General features: G+C 62.6%; 23 protein-coding genes and 1 tRNA gene. All 24 read left to right on the top strand.

All coding sequences use genetic code 11. The features are described from left to right. Positions 1 to 47 precede the first annotated feature (47 nt). The 24 genes from HHL21_RS00615 to HHL21_RS00730 all read left to right on the top strand — a co-directional run bounded on the left by HHL21_RS00615 (position 48) and on the right by HHL21_RS00730 (position 21,147). Positions 48 to 1,028 carry an NAD(P)H-quinone oxidoreductase gene (locus tag HHL21_RS00615; protein ID WP_169463341.1) on the top strand — a complete coding sequence of 327 codons (981 nt, stop codon included), beginning with the start codon at positions 48 to 50 and terminating at the stop codon, positions 1,026 to 1,028. 95 nt (positions 1,029 to 1,123) lie between these two features. Continuing rightward, a complete protein-coding gene (gene tpiA / locus HHL21_RS00620; RefSeq protein ID WP_169463342.1) occupies positions 1,124 to 1,879 on the top strand; it encodes a triose-phosphate isomerase in 756 nt (251 codons plus the stop codon). Between the two features lie 28 nt (positions 1,880 to 1,907). Further along, positions 1,908 to 2,372 carry a preprotein translocase subunit SecG gene (secG, locus tag HHL21_RS00625; protein ID WP_169463343.1) on the top strand — a complete coding sequence of 155 codons (465 nt, stop codon included), beginning with the start codon at positions 1,908 to 1,910 and terminating at the stop codon, positions 2,370 to 2,372. Between the two features lie 141 nt (positions 2,373 to 2,513). Further along, positions 2,514 to 2,598: transfer RNA gene (locus HHL21_RS00630), tRNA-Leu, on the top strand. Positions 2,599 to 2,754: 156 nt separating this feature from the next. Then, positions 2,755 to 3,114, top strand: coding sequence for an NADH-quinone oxidoreductase subunit A (locus HHL21_RS00635; protein WP_169463344.1), 360 nt, complete (start codon positions 2,755 to 2,757; stop codon positions 3,112 to 3,114). 3 nt (positions 3,115 to 3,117) lie between these two features. After that, on the top strand, positions 3,118 to 3,594 hold the full coding sequence (locus tag HHL21_RS00640) for a NuoB/complex I 20 kDa subunit family protein (protein ID WP_054263649.1): 477 nt from the start codon (positions 3,118 to 3,120) through the stop codon (positions 3,592 to 3,594). A gap of 15 nt (positions 3,595 to 3,609) precedes the next feature. Next, entirely contained in the window at positions 3,610 to 4,203 is a 594-nt protein-coding gene (locus tag HHL21_RS00645; protein ID WP_169463345.1) for an NADH-quinone oxidoreductase subunit C, read from the top strand. Continuing rightward, a complete protein-coding gene (locus HHL21_RS00650; protein WP_169463346.1) occupies positions 4,203 to 5,459 on the top strand; it encodes an NADH-quinone oxidoreductase subunit D in 1,257 nt (418 codons plus the stop codon). The genes HHL21_RS00645 and HHL21_RS00650 overlap by 1 nt, the downstream gene beginning before the upstream one ends. A gap of 19 nt (positions 5,460 to 5,478) precedes the next feature. Further along, the gene (nuoE, locus tag HHL21_RS00655) at positions 5,479 to 5,958 is read left to right on the top strand and encodes an NADH-quinone oxidoreductase subunit NuoE (RefSeq protein WP_169463347.1); all 480 of its coding nucleotides are present in this window, start codon (positions 5,479 to 5,481) and stop codon (positions 5,956 to 5,958) included. Further along, the gene (gene nuoF / locus HHL21_RS00660) at positions 5,955 to 7,250 is read left to right on the top strand and encodes an NADH-quinone oxidoreductase subunit NuoF (RefSeq protein WP_169463348.1); all 1,296 of its coding nucleotides are present in this window, start codon (positions 5,955 to 5,957) and stop codon (positions 7,248 to 7,250) included. The genes nuoE and nuoF overlap by 4 nt, the downstream gene beginning before the upstream one ends. A 15-nt stretch (positions 7,251 to 7,265) precedes the next feature. Continuing rightward, the gene (nuoG, locus tag HHL21_RS00665) at positions 7,266 to 9,605 is read left to right on the top strand and encodes an NADH-quinone oxidoreductase subunit NuoG (protein ID WP_169463349.1); all 2,340 of its coding nucleotides are present in this window, start codon (positions 7,266 to 7,268) and stop codon (positions 9,603 to 9,605) included. After that, positions 9,605 to 10,684, top strand: coding sequence for an NADH-quinone oxidoreductase subunit NuoH (gene nuoH, locus HHL21_RS00670; protein ID WP_169463350.1), 1,080 nt, complete (start codon positions 9,605 to 9,607; stop codon positions 10,682 to 10,684). The genes nuoG and nuoH overlap by 1 nt, the downstream gene beginning before the upstream one ends. Before the next feature lie 12 nt (positions 10,685 to 10,696). Further along, a complete protein-coding gene (gene nuoI / locus HHL21_RS00675; protein WP_169463351.1) occupies positions 10,697 to 11,185 on the top strand; it encodes an NADH-quinone oxidoreductase subunit NuoI in 489 nt (162 codons plus the stop codon). 24 nt (positions 11,186 to 11,209) lie between these two features. Continuing rightward, on the top strand, positions 11,210 to 11,884 hold the full coding sequence (locus HHL21_RS00680) for an NADH-quinone oxidoreductase subunit J (RefSeq protein WP_169463352.1): 675 nt from the start codon (positions 11,210 to 11,212) through the stop codon (positions 11,882 to 11,884). Beyond that, a complete protein-coding gene (gene nuoK, locus HHL21_RS00685) occupies positions 11,881 to 12,189 on the top strand; it encodes an NADH-quinone oxidoreductase subunit NuoK (protein WP_099917091.1) in 309 nt (102 codons plus the stop codon). The genes HHL21_RS00680 and nuoK overlap by 4 nt, the downstream gene beginning before the upstream one ends. A gap of 50 nt (positions 12,190 to 12,239) precedes the next feature. Continuing rightward, positions 12,240 to 14,300 (top strand): NADH-quinone oxidoreductase subunit L, encoded by a 2,061-nt coding sequence (gene nuoL / locus HHL21_RS00690; protein ID WP_169463353.1) that lies wholly within the window; start codon positions 12,240 to 12,242, stop codon positions 14,298 to 14,300. A 22-nt stretch (positions 14,301 to 14,322) separates the two neighbouring features. Beyond that, on the top strand, positions 14,323 to 15,825 hold the full coding sequence (locus HHL21_RS00695) for an NADH-quinone oxidoreductase subunit M (RefSeq protein ID WP_169463354.1): 1,503 nt from the start codon (positions 14,323 to 14,325) through the stop codon (positions 15,823 to 15,825). A gap of 9 nt (positions 15,826 to 15,834) precedes the next feature. Continuing rightward, a complete protein-coding gene (gene nuoN, locus HHL21_RS00700; RefSeq protein WP_169463355.1) occupies positions 15,835 to 17,328 on the top strand; it encodes an NADH-quinone oxidoreductase subunit NuoN in 1,494 nt (497 codons plus the stop codon). A 3-nt stretch (positions 17,329 to 17,331) separates the two neighbouring features. After that, positions 17,332 to 17,655, top strand: a complete 324-nt coding sequence (locus HHL21_RS00705; protein ID WP_169463356.1) for a DUF2818 family protein — start codon at positions 17,332 to 17,334, stop codon at positions 17,653 to 17,655. 35 nt (positions 17,656 to 17,690) lie between these two features. Beyond that, positions 17,691 to 18,251 carry an NUDIX domain-containing protein gene (locus tag HHL21_RS00710; protein ID WP_169463357.1) on the top strand — a complete coding sequence of 187 codons (561 nt, stop codon included), beginning with the start codon at positions 17,691 to 17,693 and terminating at the stop codon, positions 18,249 to 18,251. A gap of 70 nt (positions 18,252 to 18,321) precedes the next feature. Next, a complete protein-coding gene (ispD, locus tag HHL21_RS00715; RefSeq protein ID WP_169463358.1) occupies positions 18,322 to 19,020 on the top strand; it encodes a 2-C-methyl-D-erythritol 4-phosphate cytidylyltransferase in 699 nt (232 codons plus the stop codon). A gap of 28 nt (positions 19,021 to 19,048) precedes the next feature. Continuing rightward, entirely contained in the window at positions 19,049 to 19,564 is a 516-nt protein-coding gene (gene ispF, locus HHL21_RS00720; protein ID WP_169463359.1) for a 2-C-methyl-D-erythritol 2,4-cyclodiphosphate synthase, read from the top strand. Positions 19,565 to 19,571: 7 nt separating this feature from the next. Beyond that, positions 19,572 to 20,834 carry an MFS transporter gene (locus HHL21_RS00725; protein WP_206085491.1) on the top strand — a complete coding sequence of 421 codons (1,263 nt, stop codon included), beginning with the start codon at positions 19,572 to 19,574 and terminating at the stop codon, positions 20,832 to 20,834. Then, positions 20,812 to 21,147 (top strand): hypothetical protein, encoded by a 336-nt coding sequence (locus HHL21_RS00730; protein WP_229495771.1) that lies wholly within the window; start codon positions 20,812 to 20,814, stop codon positions 21,145 to 21,147. Before HHL21_RS00725 ends, HHL21_RS00730 begins: the two co-directional genes overlap by 23 nt. Positions 21,148 to 21,153 lie beyond the last annotated feature (6 nt).

The raw sequence follows: 21,153 nt of genomic DNA on the forward strand, positions 1-21,153 counted from the left end.
ACCAACGTGCCTTACAATTGCTCTTTCCGTCCAAGGAGCGATTCCCCATGCGCGCAATCGAAATCACCCAGCCAGGCCCACCCAGCGTCCTGCAGCTGTGCGAGCGTCCGCTCCCCGAACTCAAGCCGGGCGAAGTCCTGATCAAGGTGCACGCGGCCGGCATCAACCGTCCCGACGTGCTCCAGCGCCTCGGCCATTATCCGGTCCCGCCTGGTGCGTCCGACCTGCCTGGCCTTGAAGTGGCTGGCGAGATCGTCGACGGCGACCTCGACGGCAGCCCGTTCCAGAAGGGCAGCATGGTGTGCGCGCTGGTGCAGGGCGGCGGCTACGCGGAATATTGCGCAGCGCCGCTCCAGCAGTGCCTGCCGATCCCTGCTGGCCTGTCGCCACTGGAGGCGGCCAGCCTCCCGGAAACCTTCTTCACGGTGTGGAGCAACGTGTTCGACCGCGCCCGCCTGTCCGATGGCGAAACCTTGCTGGTGCAGGGCGGGACCTCGGGCATTGGCGTCACCGCCATCCAGGTCGCCACGGCCCTCGGCCATCGCGTGTTCGCAACTGCCGGCAGCGACGAGAAGGCTCGGGCCTGCGAAGAGCTGGGCGCCGGGCGCGGTATCAATTACCGGACCGAGGATTTTGTCGAAGTCGTGAAGCAGCTGACAGGCGGGAAGGGCGTCGACGTCATCCTCGACATGGTGGCGGGCGACTATGTGGCGCGCGAAATCAGCTGCCTGGCCGACGACGGCCGCATCGCCCTGATCGCGCTGCTTGGCGGCGCAAAAGCCAACGTCGACCTTGGCCAGGTATTGCGGCGCCGCCTCACCATCAGCGGCTCAACCCTGCGTCCGCGCCCGGTCAGTTTCAAGGCCGCCATCGCCGGGCGCCTGCAGGAAAAAGTCTGGCCGCTGATCGAGCAGGGCAAGATCCGCCCGGTTATCTTCAAGACATTCCCGCTCGAACAGGCAGCACAGGCGCACGCGCTGATGGAGTCGTCCACGCACGTTGGAAAAATTGTATTGCAGGTAATTTGACACGCATCCGTGGAGAACGGTGCTTCTGGCATTCCATTGTTTGACCGACATAGGAACGGGGGTTAGAATAGCGGGTTATTTAGATCTGGGCTACTATGCGTCGCAAACTCGTCGTCGGTAATTGGAAGATGAACGGTAACCGTGCCGCCAATGCCAGCCTTTTGTCTGGCATCGTCGCTGGTTTCGATGCCGCGCAGGTGGACAGCGCCGTGTGCGTTCCGGCGCCGTACCTGGCCCAGTGCGAAGCAGCGCTGGCCGGCACGCCGGTCAGCTGGGGCGCGCAGGATGTTTCCGCGCACGCCGGCGGCGCCTTCACCGGCGAGGTCTCGGCCCAGATGCTGGCCGAGTTCGGCTGCCGCTATGTGATCGTCGGCCACTCCGAACGCCGCGCCTCTCATGCCGAAAGCAGTGAACTCGTGGCGCAAAAGGCTGTCGCAGTTATGGGTGCGGGCATGACGCCGATCGTATGCGTCGGCGAAACGCTGGATGAGCGCGAAGCAGGGCAGACTTTCGTGGTGGTGCGCAACCAGCTCGGCCATGTGCTTGAGCGCGTTGGCGCCGACGGCATGGCGAAAATTGTCGTCGCTTACGAGCCGGTCTGGGCGATCGGCACCGGCCGCACGGCGACGCCGGAGATGGCCCAGGAAGTACATGCACGCTTGCGTGCGCAGATGGCTGAACAAAATGCGGTCGTAGCAGGAAAAGTGCAAATCTTATACGGTGGCAGCATGAAGCCCGATAATGCAAAAGAATTGATGGCGCAGCCGGATATCGACGGCGGCCTGATCGGTGGGGCAGCATTGAAGGCGGCGGATTTCCTCGCCATCATCCACGCGGCAGCGAATACTTAAACTTAGTTAATCTTGGAATGGAATTGCAATGAGCACCTTTTACAATCTGGTCGTCGTAGTGCAGGTTCTGTCTGCTCTCATCATCATTGCCCTGGTCCTGCTGCAGCATGGCAAGGGTGCTGACATGGGCGCCGCTTTTGGTTCGGGCGCATCGGGCAGCCTGTTCGGTGCATCGGGTTCGTCGAACTTCATGTCGAAGTCGACCGGCGTGGCCGCGGCAATCTTCTTCGCCTCGACCCTGGCGCTGGCTTACTTCGGCAGCGACCGCCAGACCGCGGTCAGCGGCGGCGTGATGGAGCGCGCAGCGCCTGTCACCGGCCCGGCGGCGATTCCTTCGACCACCAGCGCACCGGCGGCCCCAGTTGACCCGTCGCTGCCTACCGCCGCCGCTCCGGCAGCAACAGTGCCGGCAGCCCCGGCCGCAACGACGGATGCGGTGCCAGCAGCCCCGGCCCCGACCCCGGCAGCGCCTGCAACGGAAGTTCCAAAGTAAGTTGCACACCGTTTCAGCAGATGCGGGCCGCATTTTGGCCCGTGTCAAAACAGCAGCATGGTTTTTTTAGTTTTTCCCTTGTTTTATCGCAAGTACGCATTGAACAGTGAGTGGTAACGCTGTAGAATAGCGGACTTCACTGCCGACGTGGTGAAATTGGTAGACACGCTATCTTGAGGGGGTAGTGGCGCAAGCTGTGCGAGTTCGAGTCTCGCCGTCGGCACCAGAATCCAGAAGCCAGCAAGGGCTGCGCCTTTGCTGGCTTTTTTACGGGATCAGACGTTCGGTCCTGGTCGCATGATCAGAAAGCCAGGATCGCGCGGTAGGGCGCTGCAGCCAAGCAGTGTTTCATTAACCGATCGTTCAACAAAGGCTCATCTCCGTGAACCTCGAAAATTACTTCCCCGTCCTGTTGTTCATTCTTGTCGGCATCGGCGTTGGCGTCGTCCCCCAGGTACTTGGCTACCTGCTCGGCCCGAACAAGCCTGACACAGCGAAACTCTCTCCCTACGAATGCGGCTTCGAAGCTTTCGAAGACGCACGCATGAAATTCGACGTCCGGTACTACCTGGTCGCGATCCTGTTTATTTTGTTTGATCTGGAAACGGCATTCTTCTTCCCATGGGGTGTCTCCATGAAAGAACTGGGCTGGTCCGGCTTCGTGACGATGATGGTGTTCATCGCCGAATTCGTGGTCGGTTTTTGGTACATCTGGAAGAAAGGTGCCCTTGATTGGGAATAAGCCATGTCAATTGAAGGCGTATTAAACGAAGGTTTCATCACCACCACAGCCGACAAGCTGATCAACTGGGCGCGCACGGGTTCGATGTTCCCGATGACGTTCGGCCTGGCTTGCTGCGCGGTCGAGATGATGCACACGGGCGCTGCCCGCTACGACATGGACCGCTTCGGCGTCGTGTTCCGCCCATCGCCGCGCCAGTCCGACGTGATGATCGTCGCCGGCACGCTGTGCAACAAGATGGCGCCGGCGCTGCGCAAGGTCTACGACCAGATGCCGGAGCCGCGCTGGGTGATCTCGATGGGTTCCTGTGCCAACGGCGGCGGCTACTACCACTACTCGTACTCGGTGGTGCGCGGCTGCGACCGCATCGTGCCGGTCGACGTGTATGTGCCTGGTTGCCCTCCGACCGCGGAAGCGCTGTTGTACGGCATTCTGCAGTTGCAGAACAAGATCAAGCGCACCAACACCATTGCTCGATAAGAAGCGGTTCCCATCATGACGACAAAACTCGAAACCCTTGAACTCGCGCTGCAAACGGCGCTGGGCGAGGGCGCGGTTATTTCCAGCGCGCTGGGCGAAGTGACTGTAGTGGTCAAGGCGGCCGACTACCTGGCCGCAATGCTGACCCTGCGCGACGATCCGGCGCTGAAGTTCGACCAGCTGCTCGACCTGTGCGGCGTCGATTACTCGACCTACGGCGAAGGCGCGTGGGACGGCCTGCGTTTCGCGGCTGTCTCGCACCTGCTGTCGCTCGACTACAACTGGCGCGTGCGCGTGCGCGTGTTCGCGCCCGACGACGAAATGCCGCTGGTCGCTTCGATCGCCGGCATCTGGCGTTCGGCCAACTGGTACGAGCGCGAAGCGTTCGACCTGTACGGCATCCTGTTCGAAGGCCACAACGACCTGCGCCGCATCCTGACCGACTACGGTTTCATCGGCCATCCGTTCCGCAAGGACTTCCCGATTTCGGGCTACGTCGAAATGCGCTACGACCCCGAGCAGAAACGCGTGATCTACCAACCCGTGACGATCGAGCCGCGTGAAATCATTCCGCGCGTGATCCGCGAAGAAACCTACGGGATGAAATAATGGCTGAGATTAAGAATTACACCCTGAACTTCGGTCCCCAGCACCCGGCAGCGCACGGCGTGCTGCGCCTGGTGCTCGAACTCGACGGCGAAGTGATCCAGCGCGCCGACCCGCACATCGGCCTGCTGCACCGCGGCACCGAGAAGCTGGCCGAGACCCGCACCTACCTGCAGTCGGTGCCGTACATGGACCGCCTCGACTACGTGTCGATGATGGCCAACGAGCACGCTTACGTGCTGGCCATCGAGAAGCTGCTGGGCATCGAAGTGCCGGTGCGCGCGCAGTACATCCGCGTGATGTTCGACGAGATCACCCGCCTGCTGAACCACCTGATGTGGCTGGGCGCGCACGCGCTCGACGTCGGCGCGATGGGCCCGTTCCTGTACGCATTCCGCGACCGCGAAGACCTGTTCGACTGCTACGAAGCGGTGTCGGGCGCGCGCATGCACGCGGCTTACTACCGTCCGGGCGGCGTCTACCGCGACCTGCCGGACGCCATGCCGAAGCACAGGGCATCGATCATCCGCAGCGCCAAGGCCATCGACGCGCTGAACGAAGCGCGCCAGGGCTCGCTGCTGGACTTCATCGACGACTTCTCGAAGCGTTTCGTGACCTATGTCGACGAATACGAAACCCTGCTGACCGACAACCGTATCTGGAAACAGCGTACCGTCGGCATCGGCGTGGTATCGCCGGAAGCGGCGAAAGCCATGGGCTTCACCGGCGCGATGCTGCGCGGTTCGGGCGTCGAATGGGACCTGCGCAAGATGCAGCCCTACGCCGTCTACGACAAGATGGACTTCGACATCCCGGTCGGCACCAACGGCGATTGCTACGACCGCTACCTGGTGCGCATCGAAGAAATGCGCCAGTCGAACCGCATCATCAAGCAGGCCTCGGCATGGCTGCGCGCCAACCCGAACCTGCCGGTGATGGTCGACAACCACAAGGTCGCGCCGCCAAAGCGCACCGACATGAAGTCGAACATGGAATCGCTGATTCACCACTTCAAGCTGTTCACCGAAGGCATGCACGTGCCGCCGGGCGAAGCGTACGCGGCAGTCGAGCATCCGAAGGGCGAGCTGGGCATCTACCTGATCTCCGACGGCGCCAACAAGCCGTACCGCCTGAAGATCCGCGCCCCGGACTACGCCCACCTGCAGAGTCTTGATGAAATGGCGCGCGGCCACATGATCGCCGACGCCGTCACCATCATCGGAACCCAGGACATCGTATTCGGCAGTATTGACCGGTAAGCCGGAAAGGCAGGAAAGTATGTTGTTATCAGAACAGTGCTATAAAAAAATCGACCGCGAGCTGGCCAAGTACCCGGCCGACCAGCGCCAGTCCGCCGTGATGGCCGCGCTGGCGCACGCGCAAGTGGAAACCAGCTGGCTGTCGCCGGACGTGATGCAGGAAGTGGCCGACTACATCGGCATGCCTGCGATCGCCGTGCAGGAAGTCGCGACCTTCTACAACATGTACAACACCAAGCCGGTCGGCAAGCACAAGATCACCGTGTGCACCAACCTGCCGTGCGCGCTGTCGGGCGGCGAACGCGCCGGCAAGCGCCTGCAGGAAATGCTGGGCATCGGCTACCGCGAAACCACCCACGACGGCCAGTTCACGCTGGTTGAAGGCGAGTGCATGGGCGCGTGCGGCGACGCACCGGTCATGATCGTCAACAACCACCGCATGTGCTCATTCATGAGCGATGAAAAGATCGACGCCCTGGTAGAGGAACTGAACAAATGACCAGCCTCCACGACCGTCACATCAATCCGCTGATCCTGAAGGACCTGAACGGCGACAACTGGGGCCTCAACGAATACGTCAAGCGCGGCGGCTACAGCGCCTTGCGCCGTATCATCGAAGAGAAGATCACGCCGGAACAGATCATCGCCGACCTCAAGGCCTCGGGCCTGCGCGGCCGCGGCGGCGCCGGTTTCCCTACCGGCCTGAAGTGGAGCTTCATGCCGCGCCAGTACCCGGGCCAGAAATACCTCGTCTGCAATACCGACGAAGGCGAGCCGGGCACGTTCAAGGACCGCGACATCATCCGCTACAACCCGCATTCGCTGATCGAGGGCATGGCCATCGGCGCGTACGCGATGGGTATCACCGTCGGCTACAACTACATCCACGGCGAGATCTTCGAGGATTACCTGCGCTTTGAAGACGCGCTGGAAGAAGCGCGCGCGGCGGGCTTCCTGGGCGACAAGATCATGGGCAGCGAATTTTCATTCCAGCTGCACGCGCACCACGGCTACGGCGCCTACATCTGCGGCGAAGAAACCGCGCTGCTGGAGTCGCTCGAAGGCAAGAAGGGACAGCCGCGCTTCAAGCCGCCGTTCCCGGCCTCGTTCGGCCTGTACGGCAAGCCGACCACGATCAACAACACCGAGACTTTCGCGGCCGTCCCGTTCATCCTGAACATGGGCGCCGAGAACTACCTCGGCCTGGGCAAGCCGAACAACGGCGGCACCAAGATCTTCTCGATCTCGGGCGACGTCGAGCGTCCAGGCAACTACGAAGTTCCACTGGGCACGCCATTCGCCAAGTTGATGGAGCTGGCTGGCGGCATGCGCGGCGGTAAAAAGATCAAGGCCGTCATACCTGGCGGCTCGTCCGCTCCGGTAATCCGCGGCGACGTCATGATGGACACCGACCTCGACTACGATGCGATCGCCAAAGCCGGCTCGATGCTGGGTTCGGGCGCGGTCATCGTCATGGACGAGACCCGCTGCATGGTCAAGTCGCTGCTGCGCCTGTCGTACTTCTATTACGAAGAATCGTGCGGCCAGTGCACCCCATGCCGCGAAGGCACGGGCTGGATGTACCGCATGGTCCACCGCATCGAAAACGGCCAGGGCCGTGCCGATGACCTGGACATGCTGAACTCGATCGCCGACAACATCCAGGGCCGCACCATTTGCGCGCTGGGCGATGCGGCGGCGATGCCGGTACGCGCCATGATCAAGAACTTCCGCGAAGAATTTGAATATCACATCGAGCACAAGCATTGCCTCGTGCCGACTTATCTCTAAGGCCAGAGAACGCTCATGGTTGAAATTGAAATCGACGGTAAAAAGGTAGAAGTCCCACCAGGCAGCATGGTGATGGACGCAGCCAACAAGCTTGGCACCTACATCCCGCATTTTTGCTATCACAAGAAATTGTCGATCGCTGCTAACTGCCGCATGTGCCTGGTAGAAGTCGAGAAGGCGCCGAAGCCTTTGCCGGCTTGCGCCACGCCGGTTTCGGCGGGCATGATCGTGCGCTCGAACAGCGACAAGGCGGTGCAGGCACAGAAGTCCGTGATGGAATTCCTGCTGATTAACCACCCGCTGGATTGCCCGATCTGCGACCAGGGCGGCGAATGCCAGCTGCAGGACCTGGCTGTCGGTTACGGCAAGTCGGGCTCGCGCTACGAAGAAGAAAAACGCGTGGTGCCGCCGAAAGACGCCGGCCCGCTGATCTCGATGCAAGAGATGACCCGCTGCATCCACTGCACCCGTTGCGTACGTTTCGGCCAGGAAGTTGCAGGCGTGATGGAACTGGGCATGCTGGGCCGCGGCGAGCACGCCGAGATCACCTCGTTCGTCGGCAAGACCGTCGACTCCGAAGTGTCGGGCAACATGATCGACCTGTGCCCGGTCGGCGCACTGACCTCGAAGCCGTTCCGCTACAGCGCCCGTACCTGGGAACTGTCGCGCCGCAAGTCGGTCAGCCCGCACGATTCGCTCGGCACCAACCTGATCGTCCAGGTCAAGGGCGGCAAAGTGATGCGCGTCCTGCCGCTGGAAAACGAAGCGATCAACGAATGCTGGATTTCGGACAAGGACCGCTTCTCGTACGAAGCGCTGGACAACACCGACCGCCTGACCGCGCCGATGATCAAGCAGGGCGGCCACTGGGCCGAGACCGACTGGCAGACCGCGCTCGAGTACGTGGCCCACGGCCTGCGTAACATCAAGCACGAGCATGGCGCCGACGCCATCGCCGCTGTCGCGACCCCGCATTCGACCGTCGAAGAACTGACCCTGCTGGCCAAGGCCATGCGCGGCATCGGTTCCGAAAACGTCGAGTTCCGCCTGCGCCAGACCGACTTCGCCAACGATGGCGCCGTCACCCCATGGCTGGGCATGCCGATTGCAGAGCTGTCGAACCTGTCGCGCGCCTTCGTCATCGGTTCGTTCCTGCGCAAGGATCACCCGCTGGTGGCAACGCGCCTGCGCGCCGCCGTCAAGAACGGCGCCAAGCTGTCGATCCTGCACGCGTCCGACGACGAGCTGCTGATCCCGACCTCGTCGAAGATGATCGCCGCACCGTCCGACTGGCTCGCCGCCTTGTCGGAAGTGGTTGCCGCCATCGCCGGCGCCAAGGGTATCGCGGCGCCAAACGGTTTCGAGAATGTCCAGGCATCCGACGCAGCCAAGGCCATCGCGGCCAGCCTGTCGGACACCAGCGCGGATCTGCCGGGCGCCATCCTGCTCGGCAACTCGGTCAGCCAGCACCCGCAAGCGTCGCAACTGCACGCAGCGGCGCAGTGGATCGCCGAACAGACCGGCGCCAAGCTGGGCTACCTGGTGGACGCGGCCAACACGGTCGGCGGCTACCTGGCCGGCGCTTACGCAAAAGATGCAACGCCAGTGTTCGCGCAGCCGAAGAAAGCCTATGTGCTGCTGAACGCCGAGCCTGAGCTCGACAGCCACAACCCGCAGCAAGCCCGCGCCGCCCTCGATGGCGCCGAGATGGTCGTTGCGATGTCGGCCTTCAAGCACGGCTTCGACTACGCCGATGTGCTGCTGCCGATTTCGCCGTTCAGCGAAACCTCGGGCACCTTCGTCAACTGCGAAGGCCGCGCACAAAGCTTCAACGGCACCGTCAAGCCGCTCGGCGACGCCCGTCCGGCCTGGAAAGTGCTGCGCGTGCTGGGCAACCTGCTCGGCCTGCAAGGTTTTGAGTACGACACCTCGGAAGCGATTCGCGACGAGCTGTTCGGCAAGGGCGTGACCGACCTGTCCGCCAAGCTGAACAACACCGGCAAGGCAGCGCTGGCGTTCGCATCGTTCGGTACTTCGGGCGCGCTGGAACGCGTGACCGACGTGCCGATCCACTTCGCCGACGCGATCGCGCGCCGTTCCGAGCCGCTGCTGCGCACCGCCGACGCCAACGCGCCGCTGGTCCAGTTGCCGCGGGCACTGGCTGACAAGCTGGGCGTCAAGGCCGGCGACACCGTCAAGGTAACGCAGGGTTCGGGCAGCGCCGTGCTGGTGGCGGGCATCGATGCCCGCCTGCCGGCCAACGCCGTCCGCGTCTCGACCGCGCACCACGCGACCGCCTCGCTGGGCGCGCTGTTCGGTGCGATCCAAGTTGAAAAAGCAGGGGAGAGCGCGTAATGGCGATGCCGGAATTCATTAACACCATCAACACCACCGGCGCCGGCCTGCTCGGCCCGGTCTGGCCGCTGGCATGGACCATGATGAAAATCATGTGCGTGCTGCTGCCGCTGATGGGCCTGGTTGCCTACGCGACCCTGTGGGAACGCAAGCTGATCGGCTGGATCCAGATCCGTGTCGGCCCGAACCGGGTTGGCCCGATGGGCCTGCTGCAGCCGATCGCCGATGCGCTCAAGCTGCTGTTCAAGGAAATCGTGGTGCCGTCGAAAGCGGTCTCGACCCTGTTCATCATCGGCCCGATCATGACCATCATGCCGGCGCTGGCCGCCTGGTCGGTGGTGCCTTTCGGTCCCGAGATCGTGCTGGCCAACGTCAACGCCGGCCTGCTGCTCCTGATGGCGATCACCTCGCTCGAAGTCTACGGCATCATCATCGCCGGCTGGGCGTCGAACTCGAAGTACTCGTTCATGGGCGCGATGCGCGCATCGGCGCAGATGATCTCCTACGAAATCCCGATGGGCTTCGCGCTGGTGGTCGTGCTGATGGTGTCGGGCAGCCTGAACTTCTCGGATATCGTCCTCGGCCAGCAGAAGGGCCAGTTCGCCGAGATGGGCCTGAACTTCCTGTCGTGGAACTGGCTGCCGCTGCTGCCGCTGTTCGTTGTCTATCTGGTGTCCGGCCTGGCTGAATGTAACCGCCACCCGTTCGACGTGGTCGAAGGCGAGTCCGAGATCGTTGCCGGCCACATGGTCGAGTACTCGGGCATGTCGTACGCGATGTTCATGCTGGCCGAATACGCCAACATGATCCTGATCGGTACACTGGCCGCGATCATGTTCCTGGGCGGCTGGTCGGCGCCGTTCGCCTTCCTCGAATTCGGCGCGCTGGGCGGCTTCTTCTGGCTGTTCGCGAAAGCCTTCTTCATCGTCTCGCTGTTCGTCTGGATCCGCGGCACCTTCCCGCGCTACCGCTACGACCAGATCATGCGCCTCGGCTGGAAAGTATTCATTCCGCTCGTGCTGTTCTGGCTGGTGCTGGTCGCCGGCTGGATGCAGACGTCCTGGAATATTTGGAAGTAAGGAACAGGAATCATGGAACGACTTAAAGACTTTATCAGCAGCATGATGCTGACCGAGCTGTTCAAGGGGATGGCGCTGACGGGAAAGTACATGTTCTCGCGCAAAATCACTGTTCAGTATCCTGAAGAGAAGACCCCGATGTCGCCGCGTTTCCGCGGCCTGCACGCGCTGCGCCGCTACCCGAACGGGGAAGAGCGCTGCATCGCCTGCAAGCTGTGCGAAGCGGTATGCCCGGCGATGGCGATCACGATCGAGTCCGAGGAGCGCGACGACGGTTCGCGCCGCACCACGCGCTACGACATCGACCTGACCAAGTGCATTTTCTGCGGCTTCTGCGAGGAATCGTGCCCGGTGGATTCGATCGTCGAAACCCACGTGTTCGAGTACCACGGCGAAAAGCGCGGCGACTTGTACTACACGAAGGAAATGCTGCTGGCGGTCGGTGACCGCTACGAAGCCGACATCGCCGCCGCCCGCGCCGCCGATGCGCCTTACCGTTAATCTGCAGGGCTACCAGGTTTAGTTATGGACTTTAAAACTGCTTTGTTCTACGTGTTCGCGGCCATCATGGTGCTGGCCTCGACCCGCGTTATCACGGCCCGCAACCCGGTCACCGCGGCGCTGTTCCTGGTGCTGGCGTTCTTCAACGCCGCCGGCATCTGGATGCTGCTGAAAGCCGAGTTCCTGGCCATCGTGCTGGTACTGGTCTATGTCGGCGCCGTGATGGTGCTGTTCCTGTTCGTGGTCATGATGTTGGACATCAACATGGACCGCATCCGCGAAGGCTTCTGGAGCCACCTGCCGATGGCGTCGGCCATCGGCGCGGTGATCGTGCTCGAGATGGCCGCGGTGTTGTGGCGCGGCTTCCTCGGCTTCGAGCAGTCGGCTGAAGCGGCCGCTGCCAACATCGGCGGCACCAAGGAACTGGGCCTCTTGATCTACACGAAATATATTTATGGCTTCGAAATTGCCGCAGTGATCTTGCTCGTAGCTATGATTGCCGCCGTGTCGTTGACCCTGCGCAAGCGCAAGGACACCAAGGCCTTCGATCCGGCGGTCGCGGTGCGCGTCAAGCGCAACGACCGCCTGCGCATCGTCAAGATGGCGACGATCGACCAGCCAGCGCTCGACGCCGCATCTCACGCCGCCGCACTGGCTGCGGCCGAAGCTGCCGACGAAGCCTCCAAGGAGACCAAATGACCTTATCGCTCGCACACTACCTGGTCCTGGGCGCGATCCTGTTCGCGATCTCGATCGTCGGGATCTTCCTGAACCGCAAGAACATCATCGTCCTGCTGATGGCCATCGAACTGATGCTGCTGGCAGTGAACCTGAACTTCATCGCCTTCTCGCATTACCTGGGCGACGCGGCAGGGCAGATCTTCGTGTTCTTCATCCTGACCGTTGCAGCAGCCGAGTCGGCAATTGGCCTGGCGATCCTTGTGGTCCTGTTCCGTAACCTGGACACGATCAACGTGGAAGACCTGGACAGCCTCAAAGGCTAAGTGCCCAAGGGCGGCTTTAACCCAAGAACAAATAACGATTAAGGTTCAATATGGCGGGGCAAATTCTTAACCCTAACCTCTTACTAGCCGTCCCATTGGCGCCGCTTGCCGGCTCGCTGATTGCCGGCCTGCTGGGTACTAAATTCCTGGGCAACGTGGTCGGCCGCAAGACGTCGCACACGGTCACGATCCTGGGCGTGCTGATCGCGCTGATCCTGTCGGTGCAGACGCTGATGGCGGTGCTTGACGGCGCCACCTTCAACGAAACCATCTACACCTGGATGACGGTCGGCAGCCTGAAGCTGGAAGTCGGCTTCCAGATCGACGCCCTGTCGGCGATGATGATGTGCGTGGTGACCTTCGTGTCGCTGATGGTGCACATCTACACGATCGGCTACATGGCCGAGGACGAGGGTTACAACCGCTTCTTCTCGTACATCTCGCTGTTCACGTTCTCGATGCTGATGCTGGTCATGGCCAACAACTTCCTGCAGCTGTTCTTCGGCTGGGAAGCGGTGGGCCTGGTGTCGTACCTCTTGATCGGCTTCTGGTACACCCGTCCGACCGCGATCTTCGCGAACATGAAGGCCTTCCTGGTCAACCGCGTCGGCGACTTCGGCTTCATCCTCGGTATCGGCCTTTTGCTGGCCTACGCCGGTTCGATGAACTACCAGGAAGTCTTTGCGCAAAAAGACGCGCTGGTCGCAGCAAACCTGCCGGGCACCGACTGGATGATCATCACGGTTGCCTGCATCTGCCTGTTCATCGGCGCGATGGGCAAGTCGGCCCAGTTCCCGCTGCACGTCTGGCTGCCTGACTCGATGGAAGGCCCGACCCCGATTTCGGCGCTGATCCACGCGGCGACCATGGTCACCGCGGGTATCTTCATGGTGGCCCGCATGTCGCCGCTGTTCGAACTGTCCGACACCGCGCTGTCCTTCGTGCTGGTCATCGGCTCGATCACCGCGCTGTTCATGGGCTTCCTCGGCATCATCCAGAACGACATCAAGCGCGTGGTCGCTTACTCGACCCTGTCGCAGCTGGGCTACATGACCGTGGCGCTGGGCGCATCGGCCTACTCGGCCGCCGTGTTCCACCTGATGACGCACGCATTCTTCAAGGCGCTGCTGTTCCTTGGCGCCGGCTCGGTCATCATCGGCATGCACCACGACCAGGACATCCGCAACATGGGCGGCCTGCGCAAGTACATGCCGATCACCTGGATTACTTCGCTGCTTGGCTCGCTGGCCCTGATCGGCACCCCGTTCTTCTCGGGCTTCTACTCGAAGGACTCGATCATCGAAGCGGTGCACGCGACCCACCTGTGGGGTTCGGGCTTCGCCAACTTCGCCGTGCTGGCTGGCGTGTTCGTGACCGCGTTCTACTCGTTCCGCATGTACTTCCTCGTGTTCCACGGCGAAGAGCGTTTCGGCAAGCCGCACCACCATTCGGAAGGCCACGATTCGGACGGCCATCACGAAGAAGACGCGCATCACGACGACCATCACCACGGCCTGGCCCCAGGGCAGAAGCCGCACGAGTCGCCGCTGGTTGTGACCTTGCCGCTGATTTTGCTGGCGATTCCTTCGGTGATCATTGGCTTCCTGACGATCGGCCCGATGCTGTTCGGCGACTTCTTCAAGGGCGTGATCTTCGTGGGCGACAACCACGCAGGCCTGAAGGAACTGGCTGCGAACTGGCATGGCCCGGTCGCGATGGTGACCCACGGCCTGATGACGCCACCGTTCTGGCTCGCGCTGTCCGGCGTCGCCGCTGCTTACTACTGCTACATGGTCAACCCGCGCGTACCGGCATGGTTCTATGCCAAGGGCCGCGCGGTGCACACCCTGCTGGACAACAAGTACTACATGGACAAGTTCAACGATGTCGTCTTCGCGGGCGGTGCACGCCTGCTGGGCGGCGGCCTGTGGAAACACGGCGACCGCAACCTGATCGACGGCCTGCTCGTCAACGGTTCGGCCAAAGTGGTGGGCTGGTTCTCGTCGCTGGTCCGCGGACTGCAGACCGGTTACATCTACCACTATGCGTTCGTGATGATCCTCGGCGTACTGGGGTTCCTGATCTACTTCCTGCCGTTTTGGCACGCTTAACACGTCCAGCTAAGACAATAATATGATGCAGTCAACGATATCTAACTTCCCTCCGTACCTGAGCCTCGCGATCTGGCTACCGGTCCTGTTTGGCGTATTGATCCTGGCCGTCGGCCGCGACGAGCGTGCCAGCATGACCCGCTGGCTCGCGCTGGCCGGCGCCGTCATCAGCCTGCTGGCGACGTTCCCGCTGGTGAGCAACTTCGACAACGCCGCGCACGGCATGCAGTTTGTCGAAAGCGCGCCGTGGATCGGCCGCTTCAACATCTTCTACAGCCTCGGCATCGACGGCCTGTCGCTGTGGTTCGTTCCGCTGACCGCATTCGTGACGGTGATCGTCATCATCTCGGCATGGGAAGTCATCCAGCAGCGCGTTGCGCAGTACATGGGCTCCTTCCTGATTTTGTCGGGCCTGATGATCGGCGTGTTCTGCGCAATGGACGGCCTGCTGTTCTACTTCTTCTTCGAAGCGACCCTGATCCCGATGTACATCATCATCGGTATCTGGGGCGGCGATAACCGCATCTATGCGTCGTTCAAGTTCTTCCTCTACACCTTCTTCGGCTCGCTGCTGACGCTGGTCGCGATCATCTACCTGTACAACGCGGCCGGCGGCAGCTTCGACATCCTCGAGTGGCACAAGCTGCCGCTGACGATGAAAGAGCAGACCTTCATCTTCATCGCCTTCCTGGCGGCGTTCGCGGTCAAGGTGCCGATGTTCCCGGTCCACACCTGGCTGCCCGACGTCCACGTGGAAGCGCCTACCGGCGGCTCCGCGGTGCTGGCGGCGATCATGCTGAAGCTGGGCGCCTACGGCTTCCTGCGCTTCTCGCTGCCGATCACGCCTGACGCATCGCACGAGATGGCCGGCTTCATCATTACCTTGTCGCTGATCGCCGTTATCTACATCGGCCTGGTAGCGCTGGTACAGAAAGACATGAAAAAGCTGGTCGCCTACTCGTCGATCGCGCACATGGGCTTCGTCACGCTGGGCTTCTTCATGTTCAACGAGATGTCGGTGCAGGGCGGTATCGTCCAGATGATCTCGCACGGCTTCGTGTCGGGCGCGATGTTCCTGTGTATCGGCGTGCTGTACGACCAGATGCACTCGCGCCAGATCGCCGACTACGGCGGCGTCGTCAACCGCATGCCGAAGTTCGCTGCGTTCTTCGTGCTGTTCTCGATGGCTAACGCTGGCCTGCCGGCGACTTCCGGCTTCGTCGGCGAGTTCATGGTGATCCTGGGCGCGGTGCAGTTCAACTTCTGGATCGGCATGCTGGCTGCAACGGCGCTGATCCTGGGCGCGGCGTACTCGCTGTGGATGGTCAAGCGCGTGGTGTTCGGCGAAGTCGCCAACCCGCACGTGGCCGACCTGGTGGACCTGAACCGCCGCGAGTTCTTCATGCTCGCCGTCCTGGCTATCGCTACGCTGTATATGGGCCTGTACCCGGCGCCATTTACCGACACGATGCAAACCTCGGTCGCGGACCTGCTCAAGCACGTCTCCGTATCGAAGCTTCCGTAAGAAATGACTATGAACGAATTCACGAATCCAAACCTGGCCCCGGTCTACGCCGAGATCTTCCTGCTGGTGGCGGCATCCGCGATCCTGTTGATCGACATGTTCCTGCCAGCGGCAAAGCGTAACCTGACCTACTACCTGACGCTGCTCACGCTGGGCGGCTGCGCGATCTTCTCGTTCGCCGACTTCAACGGCGGCGCGACCGTGTACACGTTCTCGAACATGTACGTGTCGGATCCGATGTCGAACCTGCTCAAGCTGTTCACCTACCTGACGGTAGCCATGACGCTGGTGTACTCGCGCCAGTACGCGACCGAACGCAACATGATGTCCGATAACCTCGGCGGCGAGTTCTACGTGCTGGCGCTGTTCTCGATGCTCGGCCAGATGATCATGATCTCGGGGCACAGCGTCCTGTCGATCTACCTCGGCCTCGAACTGATGTCGCTGTCGCTGTACGCATTGGTTGCGCTGCGCCGCGACCACGCGGTATCGACCGAAGCGGCGATGAAGTACTTCATCCTCGGCGCACTGGCTTCCGGCTTCCTGCTGTACGGTATTTCGATGGTGTACGGCGCGACTGGCTCGCTCGACCTGTCCGAAATCGCCCGCGCTGCCGAATCGGGCGCCGCAAGCCGCACCATCCTGGTGTTCGGCCTGGTGTTCATCGTCGCCGGACTGGCCTTCAAGCTCGGCGCGGTACCGTTCCACATGTGGGTGCCTGACGTCTACCAGGGTTCGCCGACCGCAGTAACGCTGCTGCTTGGCGGCGCGCCGAAGCTGGCGACCTTCGCCATCGCGATCCGCCTGCTGTCCGAAGGCCTGGGCGCCATGGCGTTCGACTGGCAGCAGATGCTGATGGTGCTGGCCGTAATGTCGCTGGCGATCGGTAACTTCACCGCGATCGCCCAGACCAACATCAAGCGGATGCTGGCCTATTCGACCATCGCGCAAATGGGCTTCGTGCTGCTTGGCCTGATGTCGGGCGTGGTTGGCGGCGACGCCAGCAACGCGGCATCGGCTTACAGCGCGGCGATGTACTACTCGATCACCTATGTCCTGACCACGGTCGGCACCTTCGGCCTGATCATGATGCTGGCCCGCTCCGGTTTCGAAGCGGAAGAGATCAATGACTTCAAGGGCCTCGGCAAGCGCAGCCCGTGGTTCGCCACCGTGATGATGCTGATGATGTTCTCGCTGGCCGGCGTGCCGCCTGCGATGGGCTTCATGGCCAAACTGACGGTGCTCGAATCGGTGCTCTCTACCGGCGCGATCTGGCTGGCCGTACTGGCGGTGCTGTTCTCGCTGATCGGCGCGTTCTACTACCTGCGCGTCGTCAAGGTCATGTGGTTTGATGAGCCGACCGACGTGTCGGTGGTCCAGGCGCCGATGGACATGCGCGTCGTGATGTCGGTCAACGGTATCGCAGTCGTGGCGCTGGGCGTGTTCGCAGGTCCGCTGCTGACCGTCTGCACCAACGCGATGATCACCACGCTGACCTCGTAACCGATGGATGTTTCGCTTGCAAGCTGGTTGGTGATCGCGCTCGCACTTGGCGCCGCCAACCTGCCTTTCCTGACCGAGAAAGTTTTCGGCCTGATTCCTCTCAAACAGCGCGAGCCCGGCGTCGAACGCCGCAAGCATGCGTTCGTCCGCGTGTTCGAGCTGCTTGTCTTATACTTCGTCGTCGGCGCTGCCGCGTTCCTGCTCGAGTCCCGTATCGGTAACGTCTTCACGCAGGTGAAGGAGTTCTACATGATCACGGTGCCGCTGTTCGTGACGCTGGCGTTCCCGGGCTTCGTCTGGCGCTACCTGCGCAAGCACCGCCGCTAGTCCCCCAACTGCTGTACTGACAATCGGAGTCGCGCATGGATTCAAAGCTGAAGGAAACCCGGCTTGACGGCGGGGTGGCGTACGACGGACGCTTCCTGAAGGTGGCGAAGGACAGGATCCAGCTCCCGGACGGAAAAATCACCGACCGCGAATTCATCAAGCATCCCGGCGCGGTCGTCATCCTCCCCTTGTTCGATGACGGCAGGGTACTGCTGGAGCGCCAGTTCCGCTATCCGCTGGGACGCGAGTTCATCGAATTCCCGGCCGGTAAAATCGATCCGGGCGAGGACCACCTGGAATGCGCGAAGCGCGAACTGGTCGAGGAAACCGGCTACACCGCTACAAGCTGGCAGTTCGTCTGCACCATCCACAACGCCATCGCCTACTCCGACGAACACCTCGATATCTACCTTGCGCGCGGCCTCACGGCCGGCGAAGCAAAGCTCGACGACGGCGAATTCCTCGAGATCTTCACCTCCACCGTTCCGGAAATGCTGAGCATGGTCAAGGCAGGGCAGATCACCGACGTCAAGACCATCATCGGCGCGTTCTGGCTCGAAAAAATCCTGGACGGCAGCTGGCAGCCGGCTGCGTAAAAAGCGCGGCCGGCCAGCAAAGTTTGTGCAGGTGAGGTACAGTCTTTACCGGACTGGCCTAACAAACAAGATGACACCGATGAAACATCAAGCCCCGCGTTATTTCGCCCTGATCCCGGCCGCCGGCGTCGGTGCGCGGATGGCCGCGGGCGCGCCCAAGCAGTATTTGCCAATCAGCGGCAAACCGATGCTGCGCCACACCATCGACGCTTTCCTGTCGAGCGAACTGATCAGCCATACCTATGTCGTCGTCAGTCCCGGAGACGGGCACATCGACGCCGTCGCGCCGCAAGGCGCGGTAACGGTACTGCGCTGCGGCGGCGCCACCCGCATGGAATCGATCAGGAACGGCCTGCAGGCGCTCGCCGGCACCATTGCCAGCGACGACTGGGTGCTGGTGCACGACGCCGCGCGTCCGGGGCTGGACGCGGCGCTGATCGAAAAACTGATTACCACGGTCGGCAGCGATCCGGTCGGCGGCCTGCTTGCGCTGCCGGTGGTCGACACCGTCAAGCGCAGCGGCGCTGGCGACGTGCAGACGGTGGCGCGCGACGGCCTGTGGCTGGCGCAGACGCCGCAGATGTTCCGCTACAAACTGCTCGGTGAAGCGCTGGCTGCCGCCACCGACCCGAACCTCGTGACCGACGACGCCAGCGCCGTGGAGGCAATGGGCCTGTCGCCCAAGCTGGTCGAAGGACACCCACGCAATCTTAAAGTCACGCTGCCCGCCGACATCCGGATCGCCGAGATGTACCTGGCTGCGTCGTGACAAACCAACTTTGGACTGTGAACGAACTATGGCACTAGCATCCTACAATCCGACTCCACCGTTTCGCATCGGGACCGGCTACGACTGCCACGCCCTCGTCGAGGGCCGTCAGCTGATCGTCGGCGGGGTCACGATCCCGCACCGCACTGGCCTGATGGGCCACTCGGACGCCGACGTGCTGCTGCACGCGATCATCGACGCGCTGCTCGGCGCGGCTGCGCTGGGCGACATCGGCAAGCACTTCCCGGACACCGACCCGATGTTCGCCGGCGCCGATTCGCGCACCTTGCTGCGCGAGGTGGCGCACCGCGTGTTAGCGACCGGCTACACCATCGGTAACATCGACGCGACCATCATCGCGCAGGCGCCGAAGATGTCGCCGCACATTCCACATATGGTGTCGCGCATCGCCGAAGACATCGGCGTGTCGCCGCAGCAGGTCAACATCAAGGCCAAGACCAACGAGAAGATGGGATACCTTGGGCGGGAAGAGGGCATGGCGGCGGAAGCGGTTGCGATGTTAATCCGCTCCACCACCGCGTAGCTGGTACATGTCCACGCACCCTGAAATGACCCCGCGCGCCGCCTGGGCGCTGATCCTCACGGCCTCGGCGATCCTGATGATCACGATGGGCGCGCGTCTCACCTCGGGCCTGTTCCTGTCGCCGATTAACACTTCCACCGGCCTTGGCATCGCCACCGTCAGCTTCGCGCTGGCGATCGGCCAGTTCATGTGGGGCGCGGCGCAGCCGGTGTTCGGCGCGGTGGCCGACAAGTACGGCTCCGGCCGCGTCATCGTCCTCGGCGGCGTGATGCTCGCCGCAGGCCTGGCCGCCACGCCATTCGTCTCCTCCGAATTTGGCCTGATCCTCACCATGGGCATCGTCAGCGCCGCTGGTGCCGGTGCGGGCAGCTTCTCGATCCTGATCGGGGCCACGGCCCAGCGCCTGCCGGCCAACAAGCGCCCGTTCGCGGCGGGCTTCATCAACGCCGGCGGCTCGTTCGGCCAGTTCGTGTTCGCCCCGCTGATGCAGGCGATCATCGCCAGCACCGGCTGGGTCGCCGCGATGTTCACGATGGCCGCCACCTCGCTGCTGACGATTCCGCTGGCGTGGCCGCTGCGCTCCCGCAAAGCCAAACCGGTGCCCGAACTGGTCGTCAGCGAGGACACGCCGGTGCCAGCGCCTGCCGCACCCGTCCTCGGCCTCGGCGAACAGCTCAAGATCGCGATGCGCGACCGCAGCTACCTGTACCTGCACCTCGGCTTCTTCACCTGCGGCTTCCACATCGCCTTCCTGGTCACCCACCTGCCGGGCGAGGTCGCGCTGTGCAACCTGTCGGCCGGCGTGTCGGCCACCGCGCTTGCGCTGATCGGCCTGTTCAACATCGCCGGCAGCCTCGGCGCCGGCGCGCTGAGCACCCGTTACCGCATGAAGTCGATCCTCGCGGTGACCTATGCCGCACGGGCCGTCATTATCGGCCTGTACCTGCTGGCGCCAAAAACGCCGACAACTTTCTACGTGCTGGCCGCGGCGCTCGGCTTCACCTGGCTTGCCACCGTGCCGCCGACCGCTGGCCTGGTGGGCAAGTTGTTCGGCATGCGCTACCTGTCGACGCTGTTCGGCCTGACGCTGCTGTCGCATCAGATCGGCGGTTTCTTCGGCGCCTGGCTGGGCGGCCTGTCGTTCGTCACCTACGGCGACTACACCTGGATGTGGTACGCCGACATCGTGCTGGCGATCGGGGCGGCGCTGAGCAACCTGCCGATCCGCGAAGCGCCAGTGGTGCGCGTTGCGGCCGCCGCCAAGGCTTAAGGTCATGGCGCGCGACGTCCACGCCTACCGCGAGGTGGCGGTCGAATCGGTGGCCGACCCGCACACGGGCAACCTGTCGATCAGGCCGATGGCGGGACAGGCCTTTGCGCCGACGATGCGGGTTCAGTGTGCGCGCGGCATGCGCGACCCGGCACAGTACCCGCCCGGCACCCGCTTCCTCGTCAACGCCAAACTGACCGACCGCCTCGGCGGCAGGCCCTTCCTCTACGCTTACCATGGCGACCCGGTTGTCGTCCTCACCAAAGCCCAGGCACAGGCCTTCCTGGCGCATTTCCGTCGCGGGCGGATTTAGCCCGGA

It is taken from the genome of Massilia polaris, from assembly GCF_012927275.1.
Taxonomy (GTDB): Bacteria; Pseudomonadota; Gammaproteobacteria; order Burkholderiales; family Burkholderiaceae_D; genus Telluria_A; species Telluria_A polaris.

Coding starts and splice junctions, on each gene's coding strand:
- HHL21_RS00615 (WP_169463341.1), top strand. CDS start 48: ATGCGCGCAATCGAAATCACCCAGCCAGGCCCACCCAGCGTCCTGCAG.
- tpiA (WP_169463342.1), top strand. CDS start 1,124: ATGCGTCGCAAACTCGTCGTCGGTAATTGGAAGATGAACGGTAACCGT.
- secG (WP_169463343.1), top strand. CDS start 1,908: ATGAGCACCTTTTACAATCTGGTCGTCGTAGTGCAGGTTCTGTCTGCT.
- HHL21_RS00640 (WP_054263649.1), top strand. CDS start 3,118: ATGTCAATTGAAGGCGTATTAAACGAAGGTTTCATCACCACCACAGCC.
- HHL21_RS00645 (WP_169463345.1), top strand. CDS start 3,610: ATGACGACAAAACTCGAAACCCTTGAACTCGCGCTGCAAACGGCGCTG.
- HHL21_RS00650 (WP_169463346.1), top strand. CDS start 4,203: ATGGCTGAGATTAAGAATTACACCCTGAACTTCGGTCCCCAGCACCCG.
- nuoE (WP_169463347.1), top strand. CDS start 5,479: ATGTTGTTATCAGAACAGTGCTATAAAAAAATCGACCGCGAGCTGGCC.
- nuoF (WP_169463348.1), top strand. CDS start 5,955: ATGACCAGCCTCCACGACCGTCACATCAATCCGCTGATCCTGAAGGAC.
- nuoG (WP_169463349.1), top strand. CDS start 7,266: ATGGTTGAAATTGAAATCGACGGTAAAAAGGTAGAAGTCCCACCAGGC.
- nuoH (WP_169463350.1), top strand. CDS start 9,605: ATGGCGATGCCGGAATTCATTAACACCATCAACACCACCGGCGCCGGC.
- nuoI (WP_169463351.1), top strand. CDS start 10,697: ATGGAACGACTTAAAGACTTTATCAGCAGCATGATGCTGACCGAGCTG.
- HHL21_RS00680 (WP_169463352.1), top strand. CDS start 11,210: ATGGACTTTAAAACTGCTTTGTTCTACGTGTTCGCGGCCATCATGGTG.
- nuoK (WP_099917091.1), top strand. CDS start 11,881: ATGACCTTATCGCTCGCACACTACCTGGTCCTGGGCGCGATCCTGTTC.
- nuoL (WP_169463353.1), top strand. CDS start 12,240: ATGGCGGGGCAAATTCTTAACCCTAACCTCTTACTAGCCGTCCCATTG.
- HHL21_RS00695 (WP_169463354.1), top strand. CDS start 14,323: ATGATGCAGTCAACGATATCTAACTTCCCTCCGTACCTGAGCCTCGCG.
- nuoN (WP_169463355.1), top strand. CDS start 15,835: ATGAACGAATTCACGAATCCAAACCTGGCCCCGGTCTACGCCGAGATC.
- HHL21_RS00705 (WP_169463356.1), top strand. CDS start 17,332: ATGGATGTTTCGCTTGCAAGCTGGTTGGTGATCGCGCTCGCACTTGGC.
- HHL21_RS00710 (WP_169463357.1), top strand. CDS start 17,691: ATGGATTCAAAGCTGAAGGAAACCCGGCTTGACGGCGGGGTGGCGTAC.
- ispD (WP_169463358.1), top strand. CDS start 18,322: ATGACACCGATGAAACATCAAGCCCCGCGTTATTTCGCCCTGATCCCG.
- ispF (WP_169463359.1), top strand. CDS start 19,049: ATGGCACTAGCATCCTACAATCCGACTCCACCGTTTCGCATCGGGACC.
- HHL21_RS00725 (WP_206085491.1), top strand. CDS start 19,572: ATGTCCACGCACCCTGAAATGACCCCGCGCGCCGCCTGGGCGCTGATC.